Source organism: Paraburkholderia sp. BL6665CI2N2 (assembly GCF_004366535.1).
GTDB lineage: Bacteria > Pseudomonadota > Gammaproteobacteria > Burkholderiales > Burkholderiaceae > Paraburkholderia.
This window is the reverse complement of the sequence record NZ_SORC01000001.1, coordinates 25,645-51,712: the sequence shown is the minus strand read 5'-3', so window position 1 is coordinate 51,712 and position 26,068 is coordinate 25,645. Positions and strand designations below refer to the sequence as shown.

The following is a 26,068-nucleotide window of genomic DNA, read 5'->3' as shown; positions in this document are numbered from 1 at the left end:
CACTCACGGCGCGTCACACACCTATTCAAGCAAGGAGCACAGCAATGTACGCAATCACAGGAATAACAGGAAAAGTTGGCGGCGCAGTAGCACGCACGCTGCTCGCCGCAGGCCAGACAGTACGCGCCGTGGTACGCGATCCCGCGCGGGCAAATGAATGGGCCGCGCGAGGCTGTGAAATCGTGAAAGCCGATATGGACGACGCGGCGTCGCTGACTGCGGCGTTCAAAGGTGCGCAGGGCGTGTTCATTCTGCCGCCGTCCGAGTTCGATCCGATGCCGGGCTTTCCCGAGGCACGCGTGGTTATCGATGCCGTGAGCACCGCGCTGCAGGCCGCGCGGCCGGAGAAAGTCGTCTGTCTGTCGACGATCGGCGCGCAGGCTCGCGAGACCAATCTACTGACGCAGCGCACGCTCATGGAGCAGGCACTTCGCGTCCTGCCGATGCCCGTAACATTTCTGCGCCCGGGGTGGTTCATGGAAAACGCGGCATGGGACGTGGCCACGGCGCAGAACCAGGGGGTGATCGCCAGCTTTCTGCAACCGCTCGATAAAGCCGTGCCGATGGTTGCGACCGCGGACGTCGGCCGGGTCGCCGCGCAACTCCTTCAGCAGTCGTGGAGCGGCGTGCGTGTCGTCGAACTGGAAGGGCCGCAGCGTGTCACGCCAAGCGAAATCGCCGACACGTTTGCCCGGATTCTCGGCCGTGCCGTCGTCGCGGAAGTTGTCGAGCGTGACACGTGGGAGCCGCTGTTCCGCTCCCAGGGCATGAAAGAACCCATGCCGCGCATTCGCATGCTCGACGGGTTCAACGAAGGTTGGATCGCCTTTGAAGGCGAAGAGGCTGACATTGTGAAGGGCGAAGTGGAACTGGAGACCGTTCTGCGGACGCTCGTCTCACAAGCGCAGTAAAGCCGGCGCACCAGGCCACGCGCCCAGAATTTCGCGTGGCCCAGGTCGCGCTAGCCTGGATTCTCCAGCGCCGCGAAGTCTGCTCCGTGATTATCGGCGCGCGCACGTCCGCACAATTGACTGCCGATCTCGACGCTCAGCGAATTGCATTGACTTCCCCGCAGATCGAAAGGCTGGATCAGGTTTCGCAGCCGCAACTTCCGTATCCGTACCGGATGCAGCAGTTCCACGACATTCAAGACCGACATCGACGCAAGGTTCCCGCCGCTGAAGACGCGGAAGGCGGCCTGAGGCCGTCGGGCTGGAGCCGGCTTGTGATCGCAATGTCCTCACTTACTGCAAGGAACCTCGCAACATCGCTCGGCGCATGGCAGTGCAACGGAGAGATACGCACCGCACCGCCGAGGTTGAACGATTTCAACATCCGCCCGGAGTAAAGGCTGGTCGCAATCCGCTCATAGACGACCACGCCGCGCTCTTCATAGGCGCGCACGGCGGCGGTCGGATCCAAGCCATCGAAACCAATGCCCGCGATCAGATCGCGCTGCGTCAGATCGTCGTGATCCCAGAACACACGGACGCCTTCGATCGCACGGAGCCCGTGCTGCCCGCCGACGCCGTCGAGCAACAACGAGAGCAGGGCGCGCTCGTGCTCTTCAATGCGCCGCATGCCCTGCACGAAGAGCTCGCGCCGGTCTTCGGCGTCGCTGGACTGCGCGCCGATCCACGCGACATAATCGACGATCGAGCTCACCACGGCAAAGTGCGCTGGCGCGGGACTGCCGAGTTCCCAGACGCCCTTCTCTTTGGCAGCGAGCCGATGATGCGGGAGTTCCGCGAGCCGTTCCGACAGCCACGCCACGCCTGCGCCGCGGCATCCGAAGAACTTGTACGGCGCCAGGTTGATGCCGTCGACCGGCGTCTTCTGCAGGTCGATGACCGCGTGCGGCGCATGCTGAACCGCATCGACGATGATGAAGATATCCGGCTTGCGGGCACGCGCGCGTTCGACGATGGCCGCGATGTCCAGCTTCGCGCCTGAAATGTTCGATGCGTACATCACACTCAACAGCGCCGTGTCGCCGTCGATCAGCGAGACGATTGCATCGACATCGACGCCGCCGGTTTCGGCATTGCTCGGCGCGACACGCAGTGTCTTGCCGGTGCGCTCGCAGTAAAGCGTCATCGCGTCGAAGGACGACGGATGCTCGAGAATGGTCGTGACGGCATTGGTGCCTGGAACGTTCTCCATCACCGCGCGCACCATCTCGAACATCGCCGCCGATGCAGTCAGTGAGAGATACACGCTGCCATCGCGCGCGTTGAGAATGCGGCGAATGTCGTCTTCGCCGCGCGTCTGGATGTCCTGCAAAACCAGTGCGCGTTCGTGGATGCGCTCGGGGCAATCCGGCAACGCATCGACCTGCGCGAACGCTTCCAGCACCGATTTCAGTCTGAACGATCCACCGGCGTTGTCGAAGAAGAGGCGCGCACGGCCGTCGACATCGTGATCGACGTAATGAAATCGGCGCTTGATCTCTGCCATGATCGACTCGGGAAACAACTGCCCACCATTGCTACGCATATCATTGACTCCTCGTTCCATGATTTCCATTTCTATCTTCACCGACTGTCATGCGTCCAGCGACGCGATATAGGCCTTGCCTTTCTCAGCGTCGTACTGGCCTTCCCATCTGGCGATGACGAGCGGCGCGAGCGCGTTGCCCACTACGTTCAGCGCGGTGCGTCCCATATCCATGATCCGGTCGACGCCCGCGATGAACGCGAGCCCTTCGAGCGGCAGCCCCGCGCTCGCGAGGGTCGCCAGCAAGATGACGAACATGAAGCCGGGCACGCCTGCCGCGCCTTTGGACGTCACGACCATTGTCAGTACAAGCACGATCTGCTCTTGCAGGCCGAGATGTACGCCATAAAGTTGTGCGACGAACAGCGTGCCGATGCCGAGATAAATCGACGCGCCGTCGAGATTGAACGTGTAGCCCGTCGGCACCACGAACGTCGTAATGTTCTTAGGCACGCCGAAGTCCTCCATCTTCTTCATCAGTTGCGGCAATACCGTTGCCGAACTGCAGGTCGAGAACGCAATGATCAGTTCGTCCTTGATGACGCGCAGCAGCGTGAAGATGTTGAAACCGAAGAGCCGCGCCGTGATGCCGAGCACGACCACCGCGAACAGGATGATCCCGAGGTAGGTCACTGCAACGAGTTTGATGAGCGGCAACAGCGAACCGAAGCCGAAGCTCGCGACCGTCACTGCGATCAGCGCACACACGCCGAACGGCGCGTAACGCATGACCATGCCGGTGACCTTGAACATGGCATCGCTGATGCCTTTGAAGGTCGCGAGCACGGGATTGCGATATTCGGCGGGCACGGATTGCAGGCCGAGCCCGAACAGCACCGAGAAGAAGATCACCGGCAGCAGATCGCCGCGCCCCATCGCCATGACGATGTTGTCGGGAATGATGCTCAACAACAGCGCCATGAACCCGTGATGTCCCTGCGTCTGCTGTGTGGTCTGCTGATAGCGCGAGATATCGGTGTGGCCGAGTTGGGACAGGTCAGTGCCCGAACCCGGATGCAGCACGTTGCCGAGCACGAGACCCAGCACAATCGCGATCGTCGTGACGACTTCGAAGTACACGAGCGTCTTCAATCCGATGCGCCCGAGCGAGCGCCCGTCGCCCACGCCAGCGATACCCATTACCATGCTCGTGAAGACGATCGGTACGACGACCATCTTGATCAGACGAATGAAGATATCGCCGGCCGGTTGCAGGATGCCGTTGATCGCGGATTCGCGAAACTGCGGGAAACGGTTGAGTACCAGCCCCATCGCGATGCCGACGACGAGTCCGATAACGATTTGCCACGCGAGCCCGACGCGAGGCTTACGTTCCACGCGATCGGATTGAGGTGTTTCCATGACGGATTCCATGCGTTCTCCAGACACGTACGAGTTGATATGGGTAAGCGAAGCATCGGCCGGGACTCGTTAAGGGGAAAGTAAACAGTCAAAATGAACAAAAAAAGCGATTTTTTTCTATGGGAAACTATCGCTTTTAGTGATGTGAAATACGACTATGCTGACGTTCAAGCAGATGGAAGCCTTGTACTGGATCGTTCAGCTCGGTTCGTTCGAGGCTGCCGCGGCGCGACTCAACACCACTCAATCGGCGGTGTCCAAGCGCGTGCAGGAGCTGGAACGTGCATTCGACGTCGCGGTGTTCGACCGCGCGAATCGCAGCGCGCGTCTCACGGAGAAAGGCACGGAGTTCTTCGAATACGCGAAAGAACTGCTCGAACGACGCGACCAGATCGTCGAGCGCATGAGTTCGAAGGAGGCGCTGGTACGCCAGATCCGCATCGGCGTGACAGAACTCACCGCGCTGACTTGGCTGCCCCGCCTCATTGCGGCGATCCAGTCCGAATATCCAAAGGTCAAGGTCGAAGCAGAAGTGGATCTGAACGCGACGTTGCGCGAACAGCTGGCAGCGGCGACTGTGGACGTCATCATCGTGCCGCAGACCCACGAGGTCGAGCCCTATGCGTCGACGCTAGTCGGTCAGGTTCAGAATGTGTGGATGTGCGCGACCAGTCTCGCGCCGGGCAAGCGTGCGATTCCGCTTGCCGACATCGCGAAGTTTCCGCTGATTTTGCAGGGCGGCCTGTCGGGTACCGGTTACGTGTACAGCCGGTTCCTGGAGGAGCAAGGCGTGGCGTTGCAGAAAGTGCTGGCGAGCAACAGCCTTATTGCGCAAATCGGGCTCACGCTGTCGGGGCTTGGAGTCAGTTACTTACCCGAGGCGTGTCTTGCGCGCATGCTCAAGCGACGGGCGCTTGTCGTGGTTCCGACTTTCCCGGCGCTGCCCGCCGTCAGATACATCGCTATGCATCGGGCAGAACAGGCGCATTCGCTCAGTGCTGCCGTGGCGACGCTTGCAGCGCAATCGTGCGACTTCTCATCGAATCTGCTTGATCCGGGAAGTTAGGCGAGGATAGCGGCAGGCTCAAGGGGCGGACCTCAGTAGTGCGGTACCCAACCCGCGAATATCAGTGCGATCCACCGTCGAGACTTACAGCTGCGTCGCCCCCAGGAAATTCATGTGCCTGCCAAACGAAAACCGATCCGATTGACACTGAAAGTCATATCAGTCCTGAAACCATTTGGCCAACGCTGTAGGGAAGGTCTCAGCCTATAAACCAAGGTTGGAATTGCGTGCGCATTTGGATTGAAATCCGATTAATGTTTCCACCCAACTTGGGACAGATTTCGGTCTGTGAACAGGGAGGACCAATGCCTCGCACGCTGATGCCGTGGAATACAAGACAGCGACGATCACGCCTCTTGCCCCGATTTCCATGCCGGGGTACACAGCAACCGCGTTTGTCACGCACTGGAACGGCAAACGCGAATCGTGCTGCTTCACGCGATCCTGTTCAGCAGATACGTCTCGCAGCAGATCAGTCCCGCGCCATCAGGTCGGCTGCTGCAAGCGCTACGCGTTCGCCGGCACCTGGAACCGCGTTGCGCTCTACCGCCTGCAGAATTTGGCGCTTGCCTAGCTCGAAGGCAAGGAGCAACTGTTTTGCTGTTCCGTCAGCAGCACCGAGTTGTTCACAAACCGCTTCAGACTGCAGCGTAAAAGCGCAGTATCCCCAGCCGAAGCCGTATGCCGAGAACAACACTGTCGAGTCGGCCGACACAATAGGTGCCGTGAAGTTCGGTTGGGGCTGAGCCATCGTGATCACCTTCTTGTCTGGTAGGCAAGGCATATGAATTCTCGCGCAATGACTTTGCAGAAAGACACGCCGTCCGTATCCGCTGTCAATCCCATGGCGCACCTTGTTGTCGTGACGGCTCGGGCGAGGTTCAGTACGTCTCGTCGCCGGCAAAGACGCCGTGCTCAGGTTCCGCACTCTCGTGGTCGACACATTGCACGTGCCAATGGCCCGTCATCAGCGTTCTGCCTTCGCTGGCGCACCACTGCGCACGCCCGGTCTCGCCTTCGAACGGCCCCTCGGGCGCGTTCAGATCGAGTCCTTCGAGCACGCAGCAGGGCGTCGAATCGTGCGGGCCGCACACGAGTGCGTTGCCGCAGTCGATGTGCAACGTGCCCCACTCGGGCAGTTCAAGCCCCATGCCCTTCGCGCGACCATGGACGCGTTTCCTTGTCGAGCCACAGGATGACAAATGCCATCGGATTGACACGGTCGAACGTGTCGAGGTGCAGAGTAAGGCGCATGAGTTTCTCCATATGTACCGTGTGCGTCCGCGGCGGGTCGCGCTACGGCTCATTGACTGAGCACCCACTTGATCAACGTGTGGGCGTCACTGGGCGTAAGCGGCCCGCCGCGGTCTGGCGGCAGCGGCATGGCCGTATCACCCCAATGAGCCTTGCCGCCGACCCGCAATTTGTGCTCGAGCATCACCTGCGCATCCGGTACATTCCGATATCGTTCTGCGATCTGCTGAAACGAAGGCGCGAGAAAAGGCGCATCGCGGGTATGGCAGAACATGCAATGCTGTTGATCGACAAGCGCGGTCGGCTCCGACTGCGCGAGCGCCACGCCACTTGTGGTCAACCATAGTGTGAGCGCACTCGCGACGAGATATTGGTGGGGCGCTACATTCACGGGGCACACTCCACGAGACGTTCCAGTTTCAGTTTACGGTTGAAGCCGTTGCCGTGATTGACTCATGTCAAGCCAATGCTTCCTGGCGCGATCGATGGTGGAACGTCAATCAGGATTCCTCCGCGCCGTCGGACAGATCGAAGTGCCCCACCGTTTGGGCAAGCACCGCAACGCTGTCGTGCGGAAGGTGCATTTCGACGCCCAGCGAGCTGCGGTTGAGCCAGCTTCGCGCCGCGACCACCAGTCTGGCGCCTGCGCAGAAGAGATATACGTTTTCCACAATTGCTCCAGCACTCGCCGAAGCGAAAGGTTCGCGCTGCGACGGCGCGATATCGTGCATGCGTGACAGGTCGGCGACGTACACCAGATCGAGCGGCGCGTCGCATACGAATTCCTGATAGCCTGTCAGCCCGCGCAGATCGATTGCGACGCCCAGGTCGAGGCAATGGCGGTGTGGATCGTAGCGATAGAGGCCGCATGCGAGTACTGCGTACACGTCGATTTCATGCAGGGCGAGCACGGACGGCGCGGTTCGCCCGCCGTCCGGTTCCCGATTGATGCCGTTGGCCGCCCACAGCAGATTGCTGAGTGTCGCGTCGTCCAGCAGGGTAGAAGCAAAACGGCGCGTCGTGCGGCGTCGCGCGAACGCCTCCATGATCGGCATGCCACCGCTGCGTTCGGGCGCCGGTAATTCGATCCTCGCCGACGCCACACCGGTGACCGGCCGCGGGCATCCCTGATCGCGCAGGGCAGTGCCAAGTCTGAAGAGATGTTTCATGTCGGCCTCCTGCAAACCAGAACCGCAAACGGCATAGCTCATCTTGCACTGCTGCGAGAATCGCGGATTGACTCAGATCAACCGGCCTTCGCGACCGCGAAACTGCCTCCTGCGGCGTGCGAATAGCGCCTATTCTGATCACAGATGGCTGCCGCGCGTGGCCGCCCACTCTTCCTCCAACTCGCGAACGTTGCCTGGTTCACTGGGCATTGTTATTCAAGCCACGCACTTTTACAGGCAGCGGTCGTGAATATCCATTTCCCGCAGGAACGTCCCGAATATTGCGCGCGCGATCTCATCCTTGCCTTCCGGGCGGAGATCGACGGCGTGCGTGTGCAATGCGCTATTACCGCTGAGGCACTGGAGGATCACTTTGGCGCGGCGTCGTTACGTGAAGACGAGCTGATTGCCGCATTCGACACGCACCGGCGTCCGATCGAAGACGCCGCACGAAACCTGCTGATCGAAGTGGGCCCGAAGCCTGTCATGATGCATAGCGGCTATTTCCGCTTTTGCAATTGACCGGCTGCAACCTAGGCCACGCTGTGGTGGTGTCGCTACGAGACCACCTGATCAAGCGGACGCCGCGGCGAATGCGCTGCCTGAGCGCCGCGGCCGACGCGTATCAGCAGTTGCGGCGCGCCATCCAGATTGAGGGCGGCACGCAGCCGTTCGCGCAACGCGGCCACTTCGATCGGCTGATTCAGGTATGAGGCCGTCAAGCCTTCGGATGCCGCGGTGAGCAGCGCGCGTTCGAGCGCCTGGCCGGCCGCGAACCACGCGGGTGCATCATCCGTTCCAGCGGCAATGCACAGCAGCAACGGCGAGCCCCTGACGAGCGTATGGTGGGCCGCGGCCATGCCGCCGCCCAGGTCGAACGTGCGGATTATCGAACTCACCAGCGGCACCCCGAAGTCGAGCAACGCGCGTGCGCCCGGGGATAAGGCGGGCATGCCGCCCTGAAGCCGCCGTGGGTGGATCCAGCTGGCGAGTTCGCGGCGAAAGCGCGGATCCCTGAACTGCGCCTGATCGGCTTCGCCGATCAGCGCGGCGAGCTGCTCCCGGCTTGCGACGTCTTCAACGCAGACGATGTCGCAACCCTCGAGCGTGCCGGCTTCCACGAGCTGCCGCCGCGATTCGGGCTGCACTGGCTCGTCGACGAATGTCTCGCGCGTCGTCACGCGTCGAAGGATCGCACCGAACAGCGCCACCAGATTGACATCGCAGCGGCCGTCCCGTATGACCCGTAGCTGCGCGAGCACGTCGACGTCGGCGGTCGACGGAAACGGCGTGATCGCGTAGGCGAGTCCGAAGCGGCTCAGCGCCACGCGCAGATTGAAAAGGGCGGCGCCACAGCTGATGATCAGTTCACGGTCGAAAGGATCGACCACCGGAAGCGCCCGCATACGGTCGGCGCAAAGCGTGACGCATTCGCCGTCGACGAGGAAATGCCACGGCTGCGTATTATGATTTGATGGCGCCAGCACCGCATAGCGCAGTGCAAACCGGAGTTTTTCTTCGATACTGGCATGCGGGTCGAATTGCTGTTCATCGACCGACCACGCTGTTGTCTGGACAAGGGTATTCATTCAGAGTCTCCGCGCACTGCGGTGGGCGCACCGCGTCGAACCATCGTGTCAGACCGCGCCAGCGGCGGCTTGACGCAGATCAAGCCAGGCTGGTCGCGTGGTGGTCTTATTGCAGTGAGTGGACGGCTGGAGCTGCCTCGCGGCGACCCCACACCCCGCGCGGCTTCGCGAAAGGAGGGCAACATGCGCGCTATGGTCTTCGACGGCAGCAGTTCGCGGCTGGGCGAAATGCAGCTTCCGGATCCGCGGCCCGCCGCGGGCCAGTTACTGATCGATGTCCACGCGTGTGGCGTGTGTCGCACCGACCTGCACCTGATCGACCACGAACTGCCGCATCCGAAACAGCCAGTAATCCCGGGCCATGAAATTGTCGGCACGGTCGCGGCGCTCGGCGCGGGCGTCGAGGGTTTCACTGTCGGCGAGCGGGTCGGCGTGCCTTGGCTCGGCCATACGTGTGGCCATTGCCGCTATTGCGCGAGCGCGCGCGAAAACCTCTGCGACGATCCCGGCTTTACGGGCTACACCCTCGACGGCGGCTACGCTGAACGCACCGTCGCGGACAGCCGCTATTGCTTTCATCTGCCTGCGCAGTATTCCGATGTCGAAGCGGCGCCGCTACTGTGCGCGGGATTGATCGGCTACCGCACGCTCAGTATGGCGGGCGACGCGCGGCGCATCGGTATATACGGTTACGGCGCGGCCGCGCATATCGTTGCGCAGATTGCGCGTCAAGAGGGAAGGACCGTGTATGCGTTTACCCGCGCGGGCGACGTCGTCGGCCAGCAGTTCGCGCGGCGCCTCGGCGCCGCGTGGGCAGGCGGGAGCGACGTCGCACCGCCCGACGAACTGGACGCCGCGCTCCTGTTCGCGCCGGTCGGGGCGCTGGTGCCGATCGCCCTCAAGGCGGTGGCGAAGGGCGGGATCGTCGTGTGTGGAGGCATTCACATGAGCGACATCCCGTCGTTTCCGTATGCGTTTCTGTGGGGCGAACGGCGCGTGGTGTCGGTTGCGAATCTGACGCGCGATGATGGCGCCGCGTTCATGCAGGTGGCCGCGAACACCCGGCTGCAAATCGAAACGACCACCTACGCATTGAGTGACGCCAACCGGGCGCTCGATGATCTACGGTCGGGCAGACTGACGGGGGCTGCGGTGCTGTCGATCAGGTAGCGTGCCGCTTCGTGACTTGTTCTGGCGGCGAAAGAAAGGCGGCTGACAGCCCTGCCTGAACACGCCTCTTTCGCGGTACCCGTCTTGTCGAAGAAATACCGCGCGCCGCACGCGAGACACGCCTGCTGGAACCCGTTGACCGAACGATTCGTTAGGACGATCGGGATCACCGGGGACAGGCTTCGCACGAGACTGCGCAGCAGGGTTCAAAACCGGCGCCGCCCGTCAGATGCAGATTCAGGACAACGACGTCTGCGGCCGACGTGCCGATGCCGTCGAATGCGGCGGCAGGTTCCTCGGCTGCGCCGATGATCACAACACCTTCGGTCGCACCAAAATGCTCCGCCATCCGCGTTCTGACGGAAATCGCGTCCCCGACAAGGAACACGCGCAAGGTTGGCAGTGACGGGCTTGGTTCATGGCTCGAAGTATCGGCCGGGCCGATCTCAAAATAAAATCGGCGACGAACGAGCTTCAGGTAGGCGAGTTCGAAGTCGTGTACGGGCGCCGGGGCCGTGCTAGATTTCCTCATCGTCCCCGAGCAGCTTGTGCCGCATTGCGTAGCGCACCAGCGCGGCTTCGTGCGGCATCTGCATTTTCTGAGGATGCGCGTCGTGTAGGTGCTCACCGTCTTGCTGCTGACACACAGACGGCGTCTTCACTCACGAGTTCACACACAGCAGCGTTTTTCCGACCGAACTGAGGCCGTACTTGTCGGTTTGCACGAAGGGATCGTGTGGGTGCAATTCAAGATGTCGAAGACATTCTCGCGTCAGGCGCCAGAAGATATTCAACGCAACAGCCAGGGAGACTTGCCATGCGTGCATCAGATGTCATGACCAGCAATGTTGTTTCCGTCAAGCCCGATATGACTGTGCGCGAGGCCGCCAGAGTTTTTGTGGACAACGGCATCAGCGGGGCGCCAGTGCTCGATCCCGACGGCCGCGTCGCCGGCATGATCAGCGAAGGCGACCTGCTGCGTCGGGCCGAGCTTGGCACCGATACGCGCAAGCGAACCTCCTGGCTCGATCTCTGGTCCGCCGGTCACGAGGCGCGCGACTACATCAAAACCCATGCGCTGAAGGTGCGCGACGTGATGACGTCCGACGTGGTAACCGTTCAGGCCGACACCCCGCTCGGCGAAGTGGCCGGCATTCTCGAGTCGCGGCGCATCAAGCGGGTACCGGTGATGAAAGAGGGCAGGCTTGCGGGCATCGTCTGCCGGGCCAATCTTGTGCAGGCGCTGGCAGTATTCCCGACGAGCCGGCGTCGGACGGGACGCTTTCGGATGGCGAGATTCGCGCGACGTTGATGGGTGAACTGGCGGGTCGCAATTGGGCATTCGCCGGAAGAAATGTCGTTGTCACCGATGGGGTGGTGCACCTGTGGGGCGCCTTCCATTCGAAGGAAGCCGTCGATTCCGTTCGCGTGGCGGCGCAAAGCATTCCAGGCGTCAAAAGCGTGGAGGATCATACTGAGCCTTATCCTGTGATGCCCGGCATCTAAGAATCGGTTCGGCTGTCTGCGTACGTTCACACAGACCCGAGAAGCCGAACCCGCGTGTCGAACCGGTACCTCGATCTATAGCAACTTTCCGTTTGTTGAAGAGCGTCGCATCGCTTTTCGTGTCACTGCTCGCAAACTCAGCTGTCGAGACCGCATGCTTGAATGTCCGCGGCGGAGGTCAGAAAAACGTTTACATCCTCCTTCTCGAGGCTTACTTTGACCCGGTAGGATTCAAACCTCTCGAGCGTTTTGTTTTCGTCCGTCTGCGTGTTTTACTTAATGCCTTACGTACTTTGCGCATACCCGGGCTGCACCGGTTTAGATTGGTAGCCTGCGCGCGCAGTACGGTCCCTACCCAGCCGACTACAAAACGATCCTTGAGAGGTATCGCGAAGCACGGTTTGAGGACACAACTAACGCACTGGTTCAGTACCTCAGCGTGCGCAAAAGTCGTGGGGCGGGTTCAGTTTCCATCTGTACTTCGGTTATGTGGTGTGCTTGGTCATAAACGCCAAAGACAGTCTTGGCAGGTCTACAGAAAGCCAGTTACTGGGTGTTGATCAGAGATCGGCAAGTGGTGGCCTATCAGTCTGCAGACCATTCGGCCAACGGCACGGATCTGAGCGTGCGCGACATGTGCAGAAGAGTGATCGGCAGATTCGATACTCCCGCTAACGTGAATTGACAGGGCAAGTTAACTTCGGACTAACGTTGCGTGTCATGGAAGATGCTCGCGCATACCCCGCGAATAACTTTCGCTAATTGCGGCACCAATGCGCGGGGGCGCCCACGGCATGGACGGATTGAAAAGCCTTAAGGCCAAAGCCGGGGTGCAGGGAGGAAAATGTCCGGACGAACAGGCCAACTCCTCGTTGAGCAATTCGCATGCGGCTGAACCGACTCCAACTTCCTAAGAGTCATATAGATCATGCAAAACGCACATATACTGCTGCCTGATGCGCTCGTAGTGCTCGGCTTCGTGATCGCCTCCCGGGTAGGAGATTTCTGCTCCGAAGCAACGAACCGGCGTCTTACTTACCTCATCGCGCTCGTGTCGTCGACCGCGGCAGGCGTCTGGTTCGCAATCCAATCGTCCGATCCGCACCACTACTATTTTTTCTCGCGGATGATCGTGATTGATCCATTCGCCAGCGTGATGAAGGCAACCGTTTCGCTTGGCTTCGCGGTCTCGCTCGTCTATTCGCGCAGATATCTTGAAGATCGCGACCTGTTTCGCGACCACGTATTCCTGCTCGGCATGTTCTCGCTGCTCGGCCAGTTGGTCATGATCTCGGGCAACCACTTCCTGATGTTGTACCTCGGTCTTGAACTGATGTCGCTGTCGTTGTACGCAATGGTTGCAGTACGCCGCGACGTCGCGCAATCGAGCGAAGCGGCGATGAAGTACTACGTGCTTGGTGCACTGGCTACGGGTTTCCTGCTTTACGGCATCTCGATGCTCTATGGTGCGACCGGCTCGCTCGAACTGAACGAGGTGCTGAAGGCGGTTGCCTCGGGCCACATCGACGAGTTCGTGCTGCTGTTCGGTGTCGTCTTCATCGTCGCGGGCGTTGCATTCAAGATGGGCGTGGTGCCGTTCCACATGTGGGTGCCGGACGTCTATCAGGGCGCGCCGACCGCGATGACGCTGTTCGTCGGCGGCGGTCCGAAGGTCGCGGCGTTCGCGTGGGGTCTGCGCTTCCTGGTGATGGGCCTGCTGCCGCTCGCCGTCGGCTGGCAGGAAATGCTGGTGATTCTCGCGGCGTTGTCGATGATCGTCGGCAACATCACGGGTATCGTTCAACGCAACGTGAAGCGAATGCTCGCCTACTCGACGATCTCGAACATGGGCTTCGTGCTACTTGGCCTGCTGTCCGGCGTGGTGGACGGCAACGCGGGTTCGGCGGCAAGCGCCTACGGTTCGGCGATGTTCTACAGCATCATCTATCTGGTGACGACACTCGGCTCGTTCGGCGTGTTGATGCTGCTTGCGCGCCGCAATTTCGAAGCTGACACGCTCGACGACTTCAAGGGTCTCAACCAGCGCAGCCCGGTGTCCGCATTCGTGATGATGGTGATGATGTTCTCGCTCGCCGGCATTCCACCGACCGTCGGCTTCTACGCGAAGCTCGCCGTGCTCGAAGCGACGATGAACGCGGGCCTCACGTGGCTCGCGGTGCTGGCCGTGGTGACGTCGCTGTTCGGCGCGTTCTACTACCTGCGTATCGTGAAGTTGATGTACTTCGACGACCCGCAAGACACATCGCCGATCTCGGCCGGCGCCGGTAACCGCACGCTGCTCGCGCTTAACGGTGTGGCCGTGCTGGTGCTGGGTATTGTGCCGGGCCCGCTGATGACGGTCTGCCTGCAGGCAATCACGCATACGCTGCCGCTCTGACGTCGGCGGCGGACTGATTCATCGTGCTGTTGCCGGTGGTCGGCGTCAACCGGCCGCTCCTGACGACGCCAAGTGGAGGCATGCCAAACCACGCAGTCCCGCTGTTGCAGAAGATTTCAACAAGCTCTTCGCAGCGTTACGGGCGACTGTCGGCAACGCGGTTACTTAAACGCTTGCCCCGAGTCCACCCCGGCAGGAGAGGCCTGACGAGAGAGGGCAACGATGCCCAAGCAGAACCCAGCGCTTCAACGTACGCAGAAGGCCCCCATGACACCGGGGCGCCGGCGGTTTCTCGTCATTTGCGTGATAGTGCTGCTGGCCGCGCTAGGCTGGGCGTTGGTGACAATGCTCAAGCCTGCCATCCAGCGCACGATCGTCATTACCACCGGGGCGGACCAAGGTATCTACCGTAACTTTGCCGATCGCTATGCACCCATCCTGAAGCGCGAAGGCATCACGCTCGATATCCGCAGTTCTTCCGGTTCGGTCGAAAACTATCAGCGGCTGACGAATCCGGACAGCGAATACGAAGTGGGTTTTATCCAATCGGGCACCACCAGTCCGAAAGCAACAGACCACCTGCAGACCATCGCCGCCGTTTCATACGAACCGATCTGGGTGTTCTTTCGTGGCGACATTACCGTCAACAGGCTGTCACAACTGCGCGGCAAGAGGATCGCCATAGGCGTTGCCGGCAGCGGCCTGCTTCACGTCTCCCGGGCATTGCTCGGCTATAGCGGCGTCACTGGCGACAACACCACGCTGCTGGAAATGGACGCCACCCAGGCATATGAAGGCCTCGAAATTGGCCAACTGGATGCTGCTTTCTTTATTGGCAGGCCCGACGCCGCGATGCAGATAAGGCTGCTGAACAGCGATCTGAAGCTGATGAGTTTTGCGCAGGCCGATGCGCTGGTGCAGAAATTCCCGTCCCTGTCGAAAGTTATTTTCCCCCGCGCCTCAACCAGCATCGTCGACGATCTGCCACAGACTGATGTCACCCTGCTGGCCGCCACGGCTCTGCTCGTGTCCAAAGATACCCTACACCCGGCCCTGGTCTACCTGCTGCTGGATGCAGCCAGAACCGTCCACGGCGGTGAAGACTACTTCACGCCGCTGGGCGCGTTCCCCAATCTGACCACCGAGGAATTTCCCATTTCCGACGAAAGCGCGCGCTATTTCAGATCGGGTCGCCCCTTCCTGCAGCGCTACCTTCCATTCTGGCTCGCCAGTCTCATCGAAAGGCGGCTGCTGATCCTGCTCCCCTTCATGGCCCTTGTGCTAGGCCTGCTGCAGGCATTGCCGCGCATGCTGGAGGCGCGGATAAGAAGACGGCTTGTGGTCTGGTATCGCGAAATAAAATCGCTGGAAGACGAAATATGGAGAAACAGGCAACCCACCCCAGACGATGTCGCGAAATGGCGGGATGAAATCGAGAACATTGATGCGCATGCCAGCCAGATACGTATTCCGTATCGTTATTTTCAGGATGTTTATGCCCTCAAACAGGCGATCGGCGTCGTGCGGAACCGGATTTCCCAGGTCGGTGAGAAGGTGAAGGAATAGCGGGGCCGCGACAATGGATCGGCAGAGGCGTTGGTTCAGCGATCGAACCATCGATACCACAACGTAAGCGTTGCAGCTTTGTAGTCGCCGCCCACGCTCGTCACCAGTCCTTTCGGCAATGTCAGTTTCGCCGACCAGCCGGCTGCCATCGCCACTGAGACTGTCAGCCGATCACGTAACGCACAGGTCGTCCGACGCCTGGCGTAGTTCCAGATATCGCATATTGGCGGTGAATCCTCCGCTATCGGACCAAAGTCCAATAGCGCTCGAGCCTCATGGCGAATACCCTGTACAAAGGACATTGTGCCGCCCAGGGAAGAACACCAAACGAAAAGATGTTTATCGCCTACCAGCGCGAGCGGCCTGGCCATATGAGCGAGCCGAAGGCATGGGCGCGTTCGAAGCCCAATGCTGACGCTGGCTTATACAGCGCGTTAGTTTGCCAGAATGGAGCATGAATCATGTGTGACACATGTGAGCCTCTTCTGCCCGGCAACGGTTCGGGCCGTCGGAATTTGCTTAAGTTCACCGGCACCGCGGTCGCGCTCGGGCTTGCCGGCGGCGCCCTCGTTGCGAGTCCCGCGCACGCCGACGCTTTGACCAGGGAGCAGCGCGACAGCATGACGCCAGAGCAGATTATCGAGGCGATGAAGCGAGGTAACGCACGCTTCCGGCGGGGCGAGAGGAAAGCACGCAATTACCTGAATGAACAGAGGGCGAGTGCCGGCGGACAGTATCCGGCAGCCGTGCTCCTCAGTTGTATCGATTCGCGCGCGCCGGCTGAAGTGATCATGGATCTCGGCATCGGTGATATCTTCAACTGCCGTATTGCCGGCAATGTTGAAAACAACGACATCCTGGGCAGCATGGAATTCGCGTGCAAGCTTGCTGGCGCAAAGGTAGTGCTCGTGATGGGTCACACAGCGTGTGGCGCGATTAAGGGAGCCATTGCCAACGCCGAGCTGGGCAATCTGACCGGATTGCTGGACAAGATCAAGCCCGCGGTGCAGGCGACGACCTACAACGGCGATCGTTCAGCGACGAACTATGATTTCGTGGACGCGGTGGCGCGCAAGAACGTCGAATTGACGTTGGCGAACATTCGTAAGGATAGCCCGGTGCTTGCGGAGCTTGAAACCAAAGGCACGATCAGGATCGTTGGTGCGATGTACAACCTGAAAACCGGCGCTGTGGACTTTCTCAGTTGATCTTCAGTGTCTGCGCACGACGCGGTGCAACAGTGCCATTGAAATTACGAGGCTGCGGAGAGGTCGCACGAGCTGCGACTCCGGGAACAGGGCCCGGGCATAGATGCCGTTCCGTCTACAAGAGAGATTCGATTGGCAGGATTGAAAGAAACCAGACCCCCAGCCGGCGCAGCCAGGTCGTGTTGGGCTCCGTGTCATAGCGCACTTCCACCCCGTTCTCCCGCTTCAGCCAGTACAGTCTGCCGTCGGCATCGAGGCGCGTCGAATAGGCGACCTGTGGTACGAGTGACACGAAGATGGATGCGATCCGGCTCGCAAGTGGCGCGCTGTCTATAACGAAGCCTAACTCGGTATTCAGATGGGCCGACCGCTGATCAAAATTGAATGATCCAACAAAGACGCGGCTGCTGTCCACTACGAAGGTCTTTGCATGCAGGCTCGACCCCGAGCTACCGAATATGCCGGCGTGCTCCTCACTTTTGTGTTCCACGCCAGGCAATCGTCGCAATTCGTACAGCTCCACCCCCGACTCGAGCAGTTCGACACGACGGGTCATATAACCGGAATGAACCGCTGTCACGTCGGTGGCTTCAAGTGAATTGGTTAGTACGCGCACGGCGACGCCGCGACGAGCGAGCTCAGTGAAATATTTTGTTCCGGCCGCACCCGGAACGAAATACGGAGACACCAGATCCAGTTCATGCATCGGGTCGCCGAGAATCTCCCGAAATTGATGTACGACGCTTGCCTCAGGCGGTGCCTCGCTCAAAGCTTTCGCCGGGTCGTCGCTGACCATCTGTGCCCTGGCCCATTCCAGTGGTAGCGTGCCGTCAAGCAGTTGCTGCACGATCGGTGCATCACGCAGGGCGTCCAGGTAGGCGGCGGCCGTCGAGTCACTTTCGACTGCTCGAACTTTCCGGTCCAGTTCATCGGGCTTGTCGCTGGCGGCACGATGTACGATAAGGTCGACCGGATACGACGATCCGCTCGCCCAATACCGGTCGAACTCATTTGCGACATCGGCTGAAATCGGGCCTACTGCCAGTACATCGAGGTCGGCGAAAACAATGCCATCGGTGGCGCCGAAGTATTCGTCGCCGATATTGCGTCCGCCGACGATCGTTACGGCGCCGTCGGCGGTGAATGACTTGTTGTGCATGCGACGGTTGGCACGCGAAAAATCCGTCAGGAAGCCGATGAACTTCGGCTTGCGGATGACGAACGGATTGAACAACCGGACCTCGATGTTTGGATGCGTCTGAAGCGCGGCCAGCGTGCCATCGAGTGAAGACGATATACCGTAGTCGTCCAGCAGCAGGCGTACGCGTACGCCGCGATCGGCCGCCGCACGTAATGCATCGAGCAGGAGCGTGCCCGTGAGGTCACTTCGCCAGATGTAATATTGGACGTCCAGCGTACGCTCAGCCGTGCGAATTAGCTCCATGCGCGCAGCGAAGGCTGCACGCGGGTCCGCTAGCGGATGGATACCGGCCAGATCATGGTGAGCAGCAAGCTCATGAGCGGCAGAACGCCCAAGCGTTGTGGCCTGCGCCTCTGCGTTGCTTATTGCCGTCGATGGCGTGCGGCTTTCAAGCGGTGGCAACGCGCAACCGCACAGCGCGGCCGCGCAGACGACATTCAATGAAACGACAATAAGCGACCTTTGGAAGAAGCCGGGCGCAAAGTGTCTCGGCAATGGCATGGCTTAACCGGGCTCTGCGGACAAACAAATGGGACTTCATCTTTTCCTGAGCCGCAAGAGGAATCTGAGCGATTGGAACGCCGGGGAAAGTGTTCGCTCATTCATCTTTTTCACGGAAGACTCCCTTTCACTTCAGGTCCGGACAGGGAAATGCCGTGTCAGACAGGGCCTTGTTTTTGTCACGGGGCAGCTTGCAAGACGTCACTTCCTTTCTTGAGGCTTTCTTTCACGCGGTCTTGAGGCCCACTTTTACGTTATAGGCCCGTTTGACAATGCTTGCCATGCTCCGCGGGGCGGATCGGCGCACAACTGCGGAACAGCTGCCCCTTCTTGCTGACGTGAGGACCAATTTGTCTTAACGCCATTTCGCATACAGCTTCCGCTGTAGTGTCGCGAACATCTTCTTTGCAAGACTCTCGCATTTGAAATCGACAGGCTGATGGCGCGTGGAAAACCCTGCCGCTCCTTGTCCAGATGTGACGGGCTTGTGCAGCAAGTGCATTAAGCGATTCCATACCGTGGCAGCCGGCTTACAAAAATATGAGAGGTAGCGCCAACGGAGAGTCGCGACCCGAGCAGATAGATTGGGCCCGACTGCGTGACGTGGATTGAGAATGGCAGAATTTCTGATCGCCGGTCCTTGTGCAGACGGGCCTTCGCGGCTACAACCTGAGTGTGCCCGATACATGGGCCCTTGCTGTATCCATGGTTGTATCAGGGAGAATGCTTATGCTCGATGTCTTGAAGAGCGGGGCAGTTGCAGCTCGATTGGCTACCGGTGACTGGATTGCCATGACACTAACCATCGGAAAGCTGCATGGACGCGCTGTGTTGTTTCTGGCGTTGTCGACAGCGGCGGCACTACCCGGTTCGAGTTTCTCGTTCGGCGCGGAGCCGGCGGACGCCAACGTGACTACCCGTGAAATCTGCATACCTAAAGGAACATATCCGACGGCGGGTGGTGGCACGACGGTTTTCTCGCACGAAAAGACCTGCTTTAGCCGTCCCGCGATTGACACCTACGCTTGGGAGAAGAACAGCGCGCGGATAAAAAAAGGCGCGCCCGACGCCTTCAACGGATTACGAATCGTGATGTACGATTACCACGACGCGCTTTACCACTGTGCCAAGCGACGTATGCGGCTGCCTACGCTTGATGAACTGAAGGCACTGTTTGCCTATACGAACGCGCATGGCAGTCAGGGTGGAGGAAGCCATAATGCAATCGTCGCGTCAAAAGACGACTCGCGTTATGAGGGTGGTATCTATGCTTGGGGCGGTTCCAGCCCGTATTGGTCGCATACGCTTGCAGGGAACCGCATGCACAAGGTAGTGAATCTGGCCGACGGCCGGGTGAGCATCCGGCACGATCCGCAACCAAACTACGTATCGTGTGTACGTTGAAGAAATTAACGCGCTACTTGCAGACGGTCTTGCCCGCGTCGGATGACCGAAGGTCGCAGATGTGCGGAACTGGCGTCGCGCGCCCTCTCGCGGCTGACACGTAACCGTCAATGCGGGGAACGTTCATGCCGCACTTTGCGGCGATTCCGCAAGGGAAGGTTTCGATCCGAAGCTCAGAAGGAGGCACCCGGCAATCCCGGAAAGTAATGAGCCGACGATGACGCCCAGCCGGACAGGAGTGAAGAATTCGGCTCCTTCGAACGCGAGGGAACCGATGAACAGACTCATCGTGAAGCCGACGCCGCACAATGAGGCGACGCCAGCGAATTGTCGCCAGCTTGCCCCCTCGGGAAGTTTTCCCAGCCCGACAGCGATGAGTGCTGCACCTGCACCATATACACCGACGAGCTTGCCGACAAAGAGACCCGCCGCAATACCGAGTGGCAGCGGCGCCGACAGCGCAGCAAGGGTAACGCCGGCAAACGATACGCCGGCGTTTGCAAACGCAAAGACAGGCAGTACCGCGAAGGCAACCCACGGGTGCAGGCCGTGTTCAAGCTGATGCAGGGGAGCTTGTCCTGTGGCGTCCTTCGTCTTCAAGGGTATGGCGAACGCCAGTGCGACACCCGCAAGCGTTGCGTGAACACCGGACTTCAGAACGAATATCCACAGGACGATTCCGGTGAGAATATAGGGCGCAAGGCGCGTAACCCTTTGCCGGTTCAGCGCAATCAGGACCGCGATGGCGCAGGCCGCCAGAAAGAGCATTGCAAGCGAAAGATCAGCGGTATAGAAGAGCGCAATGATAACGATGGCCCCGAGGTCGTCGGCTATCGCAACTGCGGTCAGAAATACTTTCAGCGACATCGGCACCCGGCGGCCGAGGAGGGAAAGGATGCCGAGCGCAAACGCGATATCAGTTGCCGTCGGAATGGCCCAGCCGCGGAGGTTTGCCGTATCACCGCGGCAAATAAAGAAGAAAATGAGTGCAGGCACCACCATGCCGCCAGCGCCGGCGACGACCGGCAGCACTACTTGCGCGGGCGTTGACAGTTCACCTTCGATCACCTCACGTTTCACTTCAAGCCCGACCAGAAGAAAGAAGATGGCCATCAATCCGTCGTTAATCCAGAGCAGTAGTGGCTTTCCGATGTGGAACGACCCAAACCGGATCTCGACCGGAATGTTCAGCAAATGGTCATAGATCTGCCGAAGCGGCGAGTTGCTGAAGATCAAGGCGAGAAGCGCGGCGGCCGCGAGCAACAGGCCCCCGGCCGATTCCATTTTCAGGAATTCGGAAAGGCCATCGGAAAGCTTACGAGACGCATTGTGATTCATCGTGTCGGCTCGCGCATCGGCAGGTTCTCGTGAGGGTGAAGCCTGGGATAGAGGCGGGGTCGCGTGGTCCCGTCCGTTCAGAAAGTAGAGTAACGTCTGTGCGTCGCAGTGCAACTAAAAGTGATTCCACATATCCGTCGTTCGTGCATGCATGCCCCGGATCGCTGAGATTGCATTCAGATACTGAGTGGGCTCACCTTGGTTCCCGAAAGGGAAACGTCGGCCATCAGCCCCGAGTTGGTCAGCACAATTGCGTCAACAGCGGCGGTTGCCGTCGACGTATCGATTGTGCCGTTTGCGCCTATTTTCACGAGTGCAACTGACGCGTCAGTGCCAACCGACCACCCCTTGGCGCCGCGGAATTTCTGGAGTGCATCTTCCGTCATGAAAAGGAAGATGATCGCCTTGGATTGTGCGCCGGCTGTAAGACCGAACGAACCTGATACCGTACTGTAGTAGCCGACCGTGCGCTCGGCTACCCGCAGCGCACCTTCGCCGTACTGTCCACCTACAACGAACCCGACCTGGAGAACTGAGGGAAACACCAGCACGCCTTGCGCTTTGGACACGAGCTCGCGCGCGCCCGGCACCGACGCGTAGAGTCGCGATATCGTTCCATCAACGCTTGCGTCAATCGACTGGCGTTTTGACGCGTCAGTCGCCTCACTCCTGGTCCCACTCGGAGTCGTGGTGCATCCCGCAAGGAGTAGACCGGTGATGCCGGTCGCGGTGTGCAGCAGAAAATTACGTCGTTGCATGTCATCCTCCATTGCAATTCCCGCCGTCGTTTCCTGTTGATCGGTTTGATGGCGCTGGTCGAGTCGCCGCGCCTCCCGGGCAGAGGCGTATTGCAGCGCGCTACCGATCGGTCGGTGCTGCCATGCAGGTCCTCTCTGCTGCTCAATCTGCCCGCAGGCGCTATGGCGTACGAACAGCACGCATGTGAATAACGTTAAGCCCTCGGTCCTGATGTCAGCGTCTGGCGAGTGCGCGCCCGCTAGAAAGACGAACGACCTGGCCTGATCTTGGAGCACTTCATACGTTCATTACATGCATTTCCGGTCTCCGTATGCACCGCGCGAAATAGTGCACTACGGGCGGCTGTTGAACAGCGCCACATGAACAGGCTGCGCAGTATGACGTCTCGATCTCGGCGTTCATTGGTCGGACAACATTGAAGCAATTTGAGCGCTGTTTTTTTCGGCCGCTACGAATACGGGCCAAGGCGTCGCCTCCCATTTGTCGGCGGCCATGACAGGCCGGCTGCGAGCTTCCGCCTGATGGCATCATGTCATACGGTCCGGATGCCGAGAAAGTGGACTTTGGTCCTAGGTGTATACACGCGTTCGAGGGAAGGTTTCTGGCCAATCCCTTTCGCGACGCAAGGTTGTGGTCTCAGGGATGACCGTGATTTTTCGCCAGCGCTCGACCCTCGTCGCTTGAATTCGACGTGACGGGGCGTGTCGTGCAGATCGCACGCGAAGGAAAAGGTCGCGGTGATTCATGCCCAGATCGCGATGTTTCGCGCGATGGGAGGTGGTTGGCAGATGCACGGGAGTGTTGCACAGGTAGGGCATCCCCGATGAGTGCAAAAACATCGATGCTTGCTCCGACGCCCTCCTGGACGAAGTACAGCATGAAACGCGAGCGGGCAGAGCGTCTCACGAAAGAGAGGTGCGGCGGCAGGATGCGCCGCGCGGAACAGACGAATCCGGCTATCACGCCCGGTTGGCAAGCGGACCTCTTCAACGAACGCTCCGGTCTCACATCGCGTCCGGATGAGCGGCCGAGAGACGGACTTTAGCCATAAATAGGGAGCAGCAGAAACAACTTGATGACGATCGCGTTGGCGATGTCGATAAAAAATGCGCCCACCATCGGTACAACCAGAAAGGCGAGATGCGATGGGCCGAAACGTTCTGTAATGGCCTGCATGTTGGCGATGGCAGTCGGCGTGGCACCGAGGCCGAAACCACAGTGTCCGGCGGCCAGCACGGCCGCGTCATAGTTGCGGCCCATCGCGCGAAAGGTGATGAAAATCGCGTACGTCGCCATTGCGATCGCCTGCATGACCAGAATCGCGAGGAGTGGTAGTGCAAGCGAGGCGAGATCCCATAGGCGTAGGCTCATCAGCGCAATGGCGAGAAAAAGCCCGAGGCTAACATTGCCGAGCAGCGACACCGCGAGCTCGAATGGTTGATACAGACCGCGCACGGCGAGCGCGTTGCGCAGGATGACGCCGATAAACAAGACGCACACGAACGTCGGCAGTTCGAACGCTGTGCCGGCAATCCACGATGCGAGTGCCGAACCAACGGCAAGGCAAACGGCTATGAGCGCCACTGTTTCGATTACGGCCTCTGCCGTGATCGGCCGTACTGCCTTTGGTTGTTCGAAGCCTGTTGTGCCCGCGACATCAGGTTTGGGGCTGGGGGAAAGACTGTACCGGCTGATGAGAAAACGCGCGACCGGTCCACCGATCAATCCGCCGAGGATCAGGCCGAACGTTGCGCAGGCAATCGCAATCTCCGTTGCCGAGGCAAGCCCGTGACGAGCTGCAAAAACCTTCGCTCACGCCGCTCCCGTCCCGTGTCCGCCGGATAGGGTCACCGATGCGCCGAGCAGACCGAGAAGGCGGTCTTGCCCTAACGCCCAGGCCGATCCGATGCCAAGCGTATCCTGCATCACGAGCAGTCCGACCACGACACCGAGAAAGACGATCAACGCACGGCCGCCGGCTTTCAGTCCCGCCAGGTCGGCATTAAGGCCGATGGTGGCAAAGAAGGTGAGCATGAGAGGCGCCTGAAGCGTCGTGTCGAATTGCACTTCAATTCGCAAGATGCTGCGTAACGCAAACACGAGTAACGCGACCAGCAGGCCGCCAACCACCGGTTCGGGGATCGTATAAGTTCGAAGCACACGGATCCGGGCAAGAATCTGGCGACCAAGCAGAAGCACCAGGGCGGCAGCCATCAGCGTTTCCTGCGTGTCGAGCCTGAACATGTCCCACCCCCAGTCGGGAGGATGCTCACACGGACCCATACGGTGCGCCGGCGAGTGAACGATTTCACGCAAAGCCCACCAGGCAACCGGTAAATATCCAACGATGCAGTGCCAACGATCACGCCGAGACGGAGCGGTGTGACATGTTCGCGTCTTCGAAAGTGAGAGCGCCGATAACTTGCCTCTTGATAAAAACGACTCGTCGCAGTGCAGCGACGCAAGCACACTGGTCGGGAGGAATTGACCTTCTACAAAATGATAATAGGCGGCGCGTGTACCCATTGACACCCATTTTTTTTCACCGAAGGAGTCGGCATTCAGCCGCCAGGAGTTGCAGTTTGATCAGTTGGCGAGCGGTCATGTCGACGCGGATTGCCGTCATTCGCCAACGCCCTGCTGCGACGAATGCGACGGGGCAGTTTGCGTTTGCAGGTAACCGGTATCGCGAAAGAAAGTTCGTTAGCAGGAAAGGGCCGTGGCATCATGGTTGAATGGCTCGGGAAAAGAGCGGGTATCCGGGCATCCGTGCGAAAACTGAACAGGGACATGGCTCCCATAGGGTTGGTAGAAGAGAGGACGTTCGCTCTGGCTCGGGTACGTTCGATTCTCATTCAATACAAGTCATCAGCGCCGGTCCATGCCGAAGTGTGGACTCTCGCTGCGTGAGACGGTCAGTGTAAGTCTCCGCGTGAAGTTTTAACGGTCTCGGACAAGGAGGCCAGCATGAGCGTGTTCAACTGGTTGTTTAGGCGCGAACCACCGCCCGGTGAAGCTACCGCGCGAGAGACACGTGAAGCGCTTGATCGAATCCTCAACCTGGCTCCGCAACTGCGGCTCGTGACGAACCATGCGGCGAGACTGGCACCGGCCATCAGATGTGCGTTGGAATATGTGCGCGCTCTGACCGAAGATGTCCCAATCGCACGCGAGGCGAGCGCCGCGGCCTGGTCATCGGACCCACACATTCACGCGTTCTTTGCGGTGTCGGAGGATGTCACCCGCGCGCTGAGTCGCTCGGCCGAACTGCGTGCGTACTTTGACCGAAATGCACTGGATCGCGAGGCGTTTATTTTGCTTGGTATGGCCATGACCGAGCGCCGCACCTTGGGCGTCGCGCAGCACGGCGATGCTGTACGTACCGACGTTGAGCGAACGACGGTCAGTTTTGGCGATCATCAGGTGCGCGTGTGCGAACGCAATGAATCGGAGTTGCGTGACGAAATTGTGTTGCGGGTCGTGGAGCAACTCGCGCTTGAAGCGCTCGACCGGATCGCCGCCGACGTATCGCGCCGTGGCCTGCTGGAACAGGAGCGTGCGCTGCTGAATACGCGACTCATGCTTCTAGGGCGACAGGGCAAGGGAATGAATTCACTTCTGGACGGTAACCGGTTGTCGGGTGTCGGAGAGATGGCTGCCTTGCAGGTGCAGCTCGAGGAGAACAACCGCAAACTGGCTGGCCTTGGGCTAAAGACCGACGCACTGGAGCGGGAGATCAGCATGGTATGCGAGATGCTGACGTCGCCCGGTCCTTACATTCAGGTGGAAAAGAGGACGCTGCGTCTTGACCGGACGAACGTGATCGTGGACGACGACCATCAGCGTGAAAGTACCGAGATCCAGGTTCATCTGGCGCGGGTGCCGGGTGCATTACAGGAATCGCGTGCCTTCTGTCTGGTGCGTTTCGCGCGAAACGATCTGCATGCGGTCCCACGCATGTCGGACGATGCAAACCAATGGCTTCTGTGACGCTCCGACACGTCATATGCCGAACTCGCGACACGGGATGCGGCTGCACCTCGCGTCAGTCTGGAAAAGTCTTGCTGGGCGCCAATGGTTT

19 protein-coding genes and 4 pseudogenes are annotated in these 26,068 nt (G+C 59.9%); 11 read left to right on the top strand and 12 right to left on the bottom strand.

The features are described 5' to 3' along the window. Positions 1 to 44 precede the first annotated feature (44 nt). Together B0G81_RS00240 and B0G81_RS45300 are read left to right on the top strand one after the other, a co-directional pair. Positions 45 to 911, top strand: a complete 867-nt coding sequence (locus B0G81_RS00240) for an NmrA family NAD(P)-binding protein (protein WP_134132294.1) — start codon at positions 45 to 47, stop codon at positions 909 to 911. A 35-nt stretch (positions 912 to 946) separates the two neighbouring features. Next, a pseudogene (locus tag B0G81_RS45300) lies at positions 947 to 1,087 on the top strand (aldo/keto reductase); the annotation flags it as partial. 59 nt (positions 1,088 to 1,146) lie between these two features. On the opposite strand, the gene B0G81_RS00230 reads toward B0G81_RS45300, so the two are convergent. Both B0G81_RS00230 and gltP read right to left on the bottom strand, forming a co-directional pair. Then, complete coding sequence (locus tag B0G81_RS00230; protein WP_134132292.1) at positions 1,147 to 2,496, bottom strand: aminotransferase class V-fold PLP-dependent enzyme; 1,350 nt, start codon at positions 2,494 to 2,496, stop codon at positions 1,147 to 1,149. Between the two features lie 48 nt (positions 2,497 to 2,544). Further along, entirely contained in the window at positions 2,545 to 3,870 is a 1,326-nt protein-coding gene (gene gltP, locus B0G81_RS00225; RefSeq protein ID WP_134132289.1) for a glutamate/aspartate:proton symporter GltP, read from the bottom strand. A gap of 145 nt (positions 3,871 to 4,015) precedes the next feature. Between gltP and B0G81_RS00220 the strand changes: the two genes are divergently transcribed. Beyond that, positions 4,016 to 4,924: a LysR family transcriptional regulator gene (locus tag B0G81_RS00220; RefSeq protein ID WP_134132285.1), complete on the top strand. Its 909-nt coding sequence runs from the start codon at positions 4,016 to 4,018 to the stop codon at positions 4,922 to 4,924. Between the two features lie 472 nt (positions 4,925 to 5,396). On the opposite strand, the gene B0G81_RS00210 is transcribed toward B0G81_RS00220, so the two are convergent. From B0G81_RS00210 to B0G81_RS00195, 4 genes and pseudogenes are all read right to left on the bottom strand, one after another. Continuing rightward, the gene (locus B0G81_RS00210) at positions 5,397 to 5,675 is read right to left on the bottom strand and encodes a hypothetical protein (protein WP_166678910.1); all 279 of its coding nucleotides are present in this window, start codon (positions 5,673 to 5,675) and stop codon (positions 5,397 to 5,399) included. Positions 5,676 to 5,805: 130 nt separating this feature from the next. Next, a pseudogene (locus tag B0G81_RS00205) lies at positions 5,806 to 6,133 on the bottom strand (DUF3564 family protein). Between the two features lie 94 nt (positions 6,134 to 6,227). Continuing rightward, a complete protein-coding gene (locus tag B0G81_RS00200; protein WP_134142946.1) occupies positions 6,228 to 6,518 on the bottom strand; it encodes a cytochrome C in 291 nt (96 codons plus the stop codon). A gap of 160 nt (positions 6,519 to 6,678) precedes the next feature. Beyond that, the gene (locus B0G81_RS00195; RefSeq protein WP_134132277.1) at positions 6,679 to 7,347 is read right to left on the bottom strand and encodes a nitroreductase family protein; all 669 of its coding nucleotides are present in this window, start codon (positions 7,345 to 7,347) and stop codon (positions 6,679 to 6,681) included. A 246-nt stretch (positions 7,348 to 7,593) separates the two neighbouring features. On the opposite strand from B0G81_RS00195, the gene B0G81_RS00190 reads away from it, so the two are divergent. Next, positions 7,594 to 7,869: a DUF1488 domain-containing protein gene (locus tag B0G81_RS00190; protein ID WP_134132275.1), complete on the top strand. Its 276-nt coding sequence runs from the start codon at positions 7,594 to 7,596 to the stop codon at positions 7,867 to 7,869. Between the two features lie 35 nt (positions 7,870 to 7,904). On the opposite strand, the gene B0G81_RS00185 is transcribed toward B0G81_RS00190, so the two are convergent. Continuing rightward, entirely contained in the window at positions 7,905 to 8,936 is a 1,032-nt protein-coding gene (locus tag B0G81_RS00185) for a nitroreductase family protein (protein WP_134132272.1), read from the bottom strand. Positions 8,937 to 9,119: 183 nt separating this feature from the next. On the opposite strand from B0G81_RS00185, the gene B0G81_RS00180 reads away from it, so the two are divergent. Beyond that, the gene (locus B0G81_RS00180) at positions 9,120 to 10,106 is read left to right on the top strand and encodes a zinc-dependent alcohol dehydrogenase family protein (RefSeq protein ID WP_134132266.1); all 987 of its coding nucleotides are present in this window, start codon (positions 9,120 to 9,122) and stop codon (positions 10,104 to 10,106) included. Positions 10,107 to 10,272: 166 nt separating this feature from the next. On the opposite strand, the gene B0G81_RS00175 is transcribed toward B0G81_RS00180, so the two are convergent. Beyond that, complete coding sequence (locus tag B0G81_RS00175) at positions 10,273 to 10,734, bottom strand: hypothetical protein (protein ID WP_243856320.1); 462 nt, start codon at positions 10,732 to 10,734, stop codon at positions 10,273 to 10,275. Positions 10,735 to 10,923: 189 nt separating this feature from the next. On the opposite strand from B0G81_RS00175, the pseudogene B0G81_RS00165 reads away from it, so the two are divergent. The 4 genes and pseudogenes from B0G81_RS00165 to B0G81_RS00150 all read left to right on the top strand — a co-directional run bounded on the left by B0G81_RS00165 (position 10,924) and on the right by B0G81_RS00150 (position 16,784). Beyond that, positions 10,924 to 11,612, top strand: a pseudogene (locus B0G81_RS00165) (CBS domain-containing protein). Between the two features lie 928 nt (positions 11,613 to 12,540). Continuing rightward, a complete protein-coding gene (gene nuoN / locus B0G81_RS00160; protein ID WP_134132257.1) occupies positions 12,541 to 14,010 on the top strand; it encodes an NADH-quinone oxidoreductase subunit NuoN in 1,470 nt (489 codons plus the stop codon). A gap of 267 nt (positions 14,011 to 14,277) precedes the next feature. Next, positions 14,278 to 15,576, top strand: a complete 1,299-nt coding sequence (locus B0G81_RS00155) for a TAXI family TRAP transporter solute-binding subunit (protein ID WP_134142945.1) — start codon at positions 14,278 to 14,280, stop codon at positions 15,574 to 15,576. Between the two features lie 461 nt (positions 15,577 to 16,037). Then, on the top strand, positions 16,038 to 16,784 hold the full coding sequence (locus B0G81_RS00150) for a carbonic anhydrase family protein (RefSeq protein WP_134132255.1): 747 nt from the start codon (positions 16,038 to 16,040) through the stop codon (positions 16,782 to 16,784). 115 nt (positions 16,785 to 16,899) lie between these two features. Here the strand turns inward: B0G81_RS00150 and B0G81_RS00145 are convergent, their stop codons facing one another. Then, complete coding sequence (locus tag B0G81_RS00145) at positions 16,900 to 18,486, bottom strand: phospholipase D family protein (protein WP_134132252.1); 1,587 nt, start codon at positions 18,484 to 18,486, stop codon at positions 16,900 to 16,902. Between the two features lie 729 nt (positions 18,487 to 19,215). Here B0G81_RS00145 and B0G81_RS00140 point away from each other — a divergent pair. After that, positions 19,216 to 19,890, top strand: coding sequence for a hypothetical protein (locus B0G81_RS00140; protein ID WP_134132249.1), 675 nt, complete (start codon positions 19,216 to 19,218; stop codon positions 19,888 to 19,890). Positions 19,891 to 20,013: 123 nt separating this feature from the next. On the opposite strand, the gene nhaA is transcribed toward B0G81_RS00140, so the two are convergent. The 3 genes and pseudogenes from nhaA to gltS form a co-directional block, all read right to left on the bottom strand. Next, positions 20,014 to 21,228, bottom strand: coding sequence for a Na+/H+ antiporter NhaA (gene nhaA, locus B0G81_RS00135; RefSeq protein WP_134132245.1), 1,215 nt, complete (start codon positions 21,226 to 21,228; stop codon positions 20,014 to 20,016). Between the two features lie 176 nt (positions 21,229 to 21,404). Next, on the bottom strand, positions 21,405 to 21,986 hold the full coding sequence (locus B0G81_RS00130; RefSeq protein WP_106284734.1) for a YSC84-related protein: 582 nt from the start codon (positions 21,984 to 21,986) through the stop codon (positions 21,405 to 21,407). Between the two features lie 1,042 nt (positions 21,987 to 23,028). Beyond that, positions 23,029 to 24,231: pseudogene (gene gltS, locus B0G81_RS00125) on the bottom strand (sodium/glutamate symporter). Positions 24,232 to 24,954: 723 nt separating this feature from the next. Here gltS and B0G81_RS00120 point away from each other — a divergent pair. Next, the gene (locus B0G81_RS00120; protein WP_134132240.1) at positions 24,955 to 25,977 is read left to right on the top strand and encodes a hypothetical protein; all 1,023 of its coding nucleotides are present in this window, start codon (positions 24,955 to 24,957) and stop codon (positions 25,975 to 25,977) included. Positions 25,978 to 26,068: the final 91 nt, after the last annotated feature.

Excerpts from the sequence above, each read along its gene's own strand:
- B0G81_RS00130 (WP_106284734.1), bottom strand. The coding sequence starts at position 21,986 with ATGCAACGACGTAATTTTCTGCTGCACACCGCGACCGGCATCACCGGT.
- nuoN (WP_134132257.1), top strand. The coding sequence starts at position 12,541 with ATGCAAAACGCACATATACTGCTGCCTGATGCGCTCGTAGTGCTCGGC.
- B0G81_RS00155 (WP_134142945.1), top strand. The coding sequence starts at position 14,278 with ATGACACCGGGGCGCCGGCGGTTTCTCGTCATTTGCGTGATAGTGCTG.
- B0G81_RS00195 (WP_134132277.1), bottom strand. The coding sequence starts at position 7,347 with ATGAAACATCTCTTCAGACTTGGCACTGCCCTGCGCGATCAGGGATGC.
- B0G81_RS00210 (WP_166678910.1), bottom strand. The coding sequence starts at position 5,675 with ATGGCTCAGCCCCAACCGAACTTCACGGCACCTATTGTGTCGGCCGAC.
- B0G81_RS00220 (WP_134132285.1), top strand. The coding sequence starts at position 4,016 with ATGCTGACGTTCAAGCAGATGGAAGCCTTGTACTGGATCGTTCAGCTC.
- B0G81_RS00180 (WP_134132266.1), top strand. The coding sequence starts at position 9,120 with ATGCGCGCTATGGTCTTCGACGGCAGCAGTTCGCGGCTGGGCGAAATG.
- B0G81_RS00185 (WP_134132272.1), bottom strand. The coding sequence starts at position 8,936 with ATGAATACCCTTGTCCAGACAACAGCGTGGTCGGTCGATGAACAGCAA.
- B0G81_RS00240 (WP_134132294.1), top strand. The coding sequence starts at position 45 with ATGTACGCAATCACAGGAATAACAGGAAAAGTTGGCGGCGCAGTAGCA.
- B0G81_RS00120 (WP_134132240.1), top strand. The coding sequence starts at position 24,955 with ATGAGCGTGTTCAACTGGTTGTTTAGGCGCGAACCACCGCCCGGTGAA.
- B0G81_RS00230 (WP_134132292.1), bottom strand. The coding sequence starts at position 2,496 with ATGCGTAGCAATGGTGGGCAGTTGTTTCCCGAGTCGATCATGGCAGAG.
- gltP (WP_134132289.1), bottom strand. The coding sequence starts at position 3,870 with ATGGAATCCGTCATGGAAACACCTCAATCCGATCGCGTGGAACGTAAG.
- nhaA (WP_134132245.1), bottom strand. The coding sequence starts at position 21,228 with ATGAATCACAATGCGTCTCGTAAGCTTTCCGATGGCCTTTCCGAATTC.
- B0G81_RS00150 (WP_134132255.1), top strand. The coding sequence starts at position 16,038 with ATGTGTGACACATGTGAGCCTCTTCTGCCCGGCAACGGTTCGGGCCGT.
- B0G81_RS00145 (WP_134132252.1), bottom strand. The coding sequence starts at position 18,486 with ATGCCATTGCCGAGACACTTTGCGCCCGGCTTCTTCCAAAGGTCGCTT.
- B0G81_RS00140 (WP_134132249.1), top strand. The coding sequence starts at position 19,216 with ATGCTCGATGTCTTGAAGAGCGGGGCAGTTGCAGCTCGATTGGCTACC.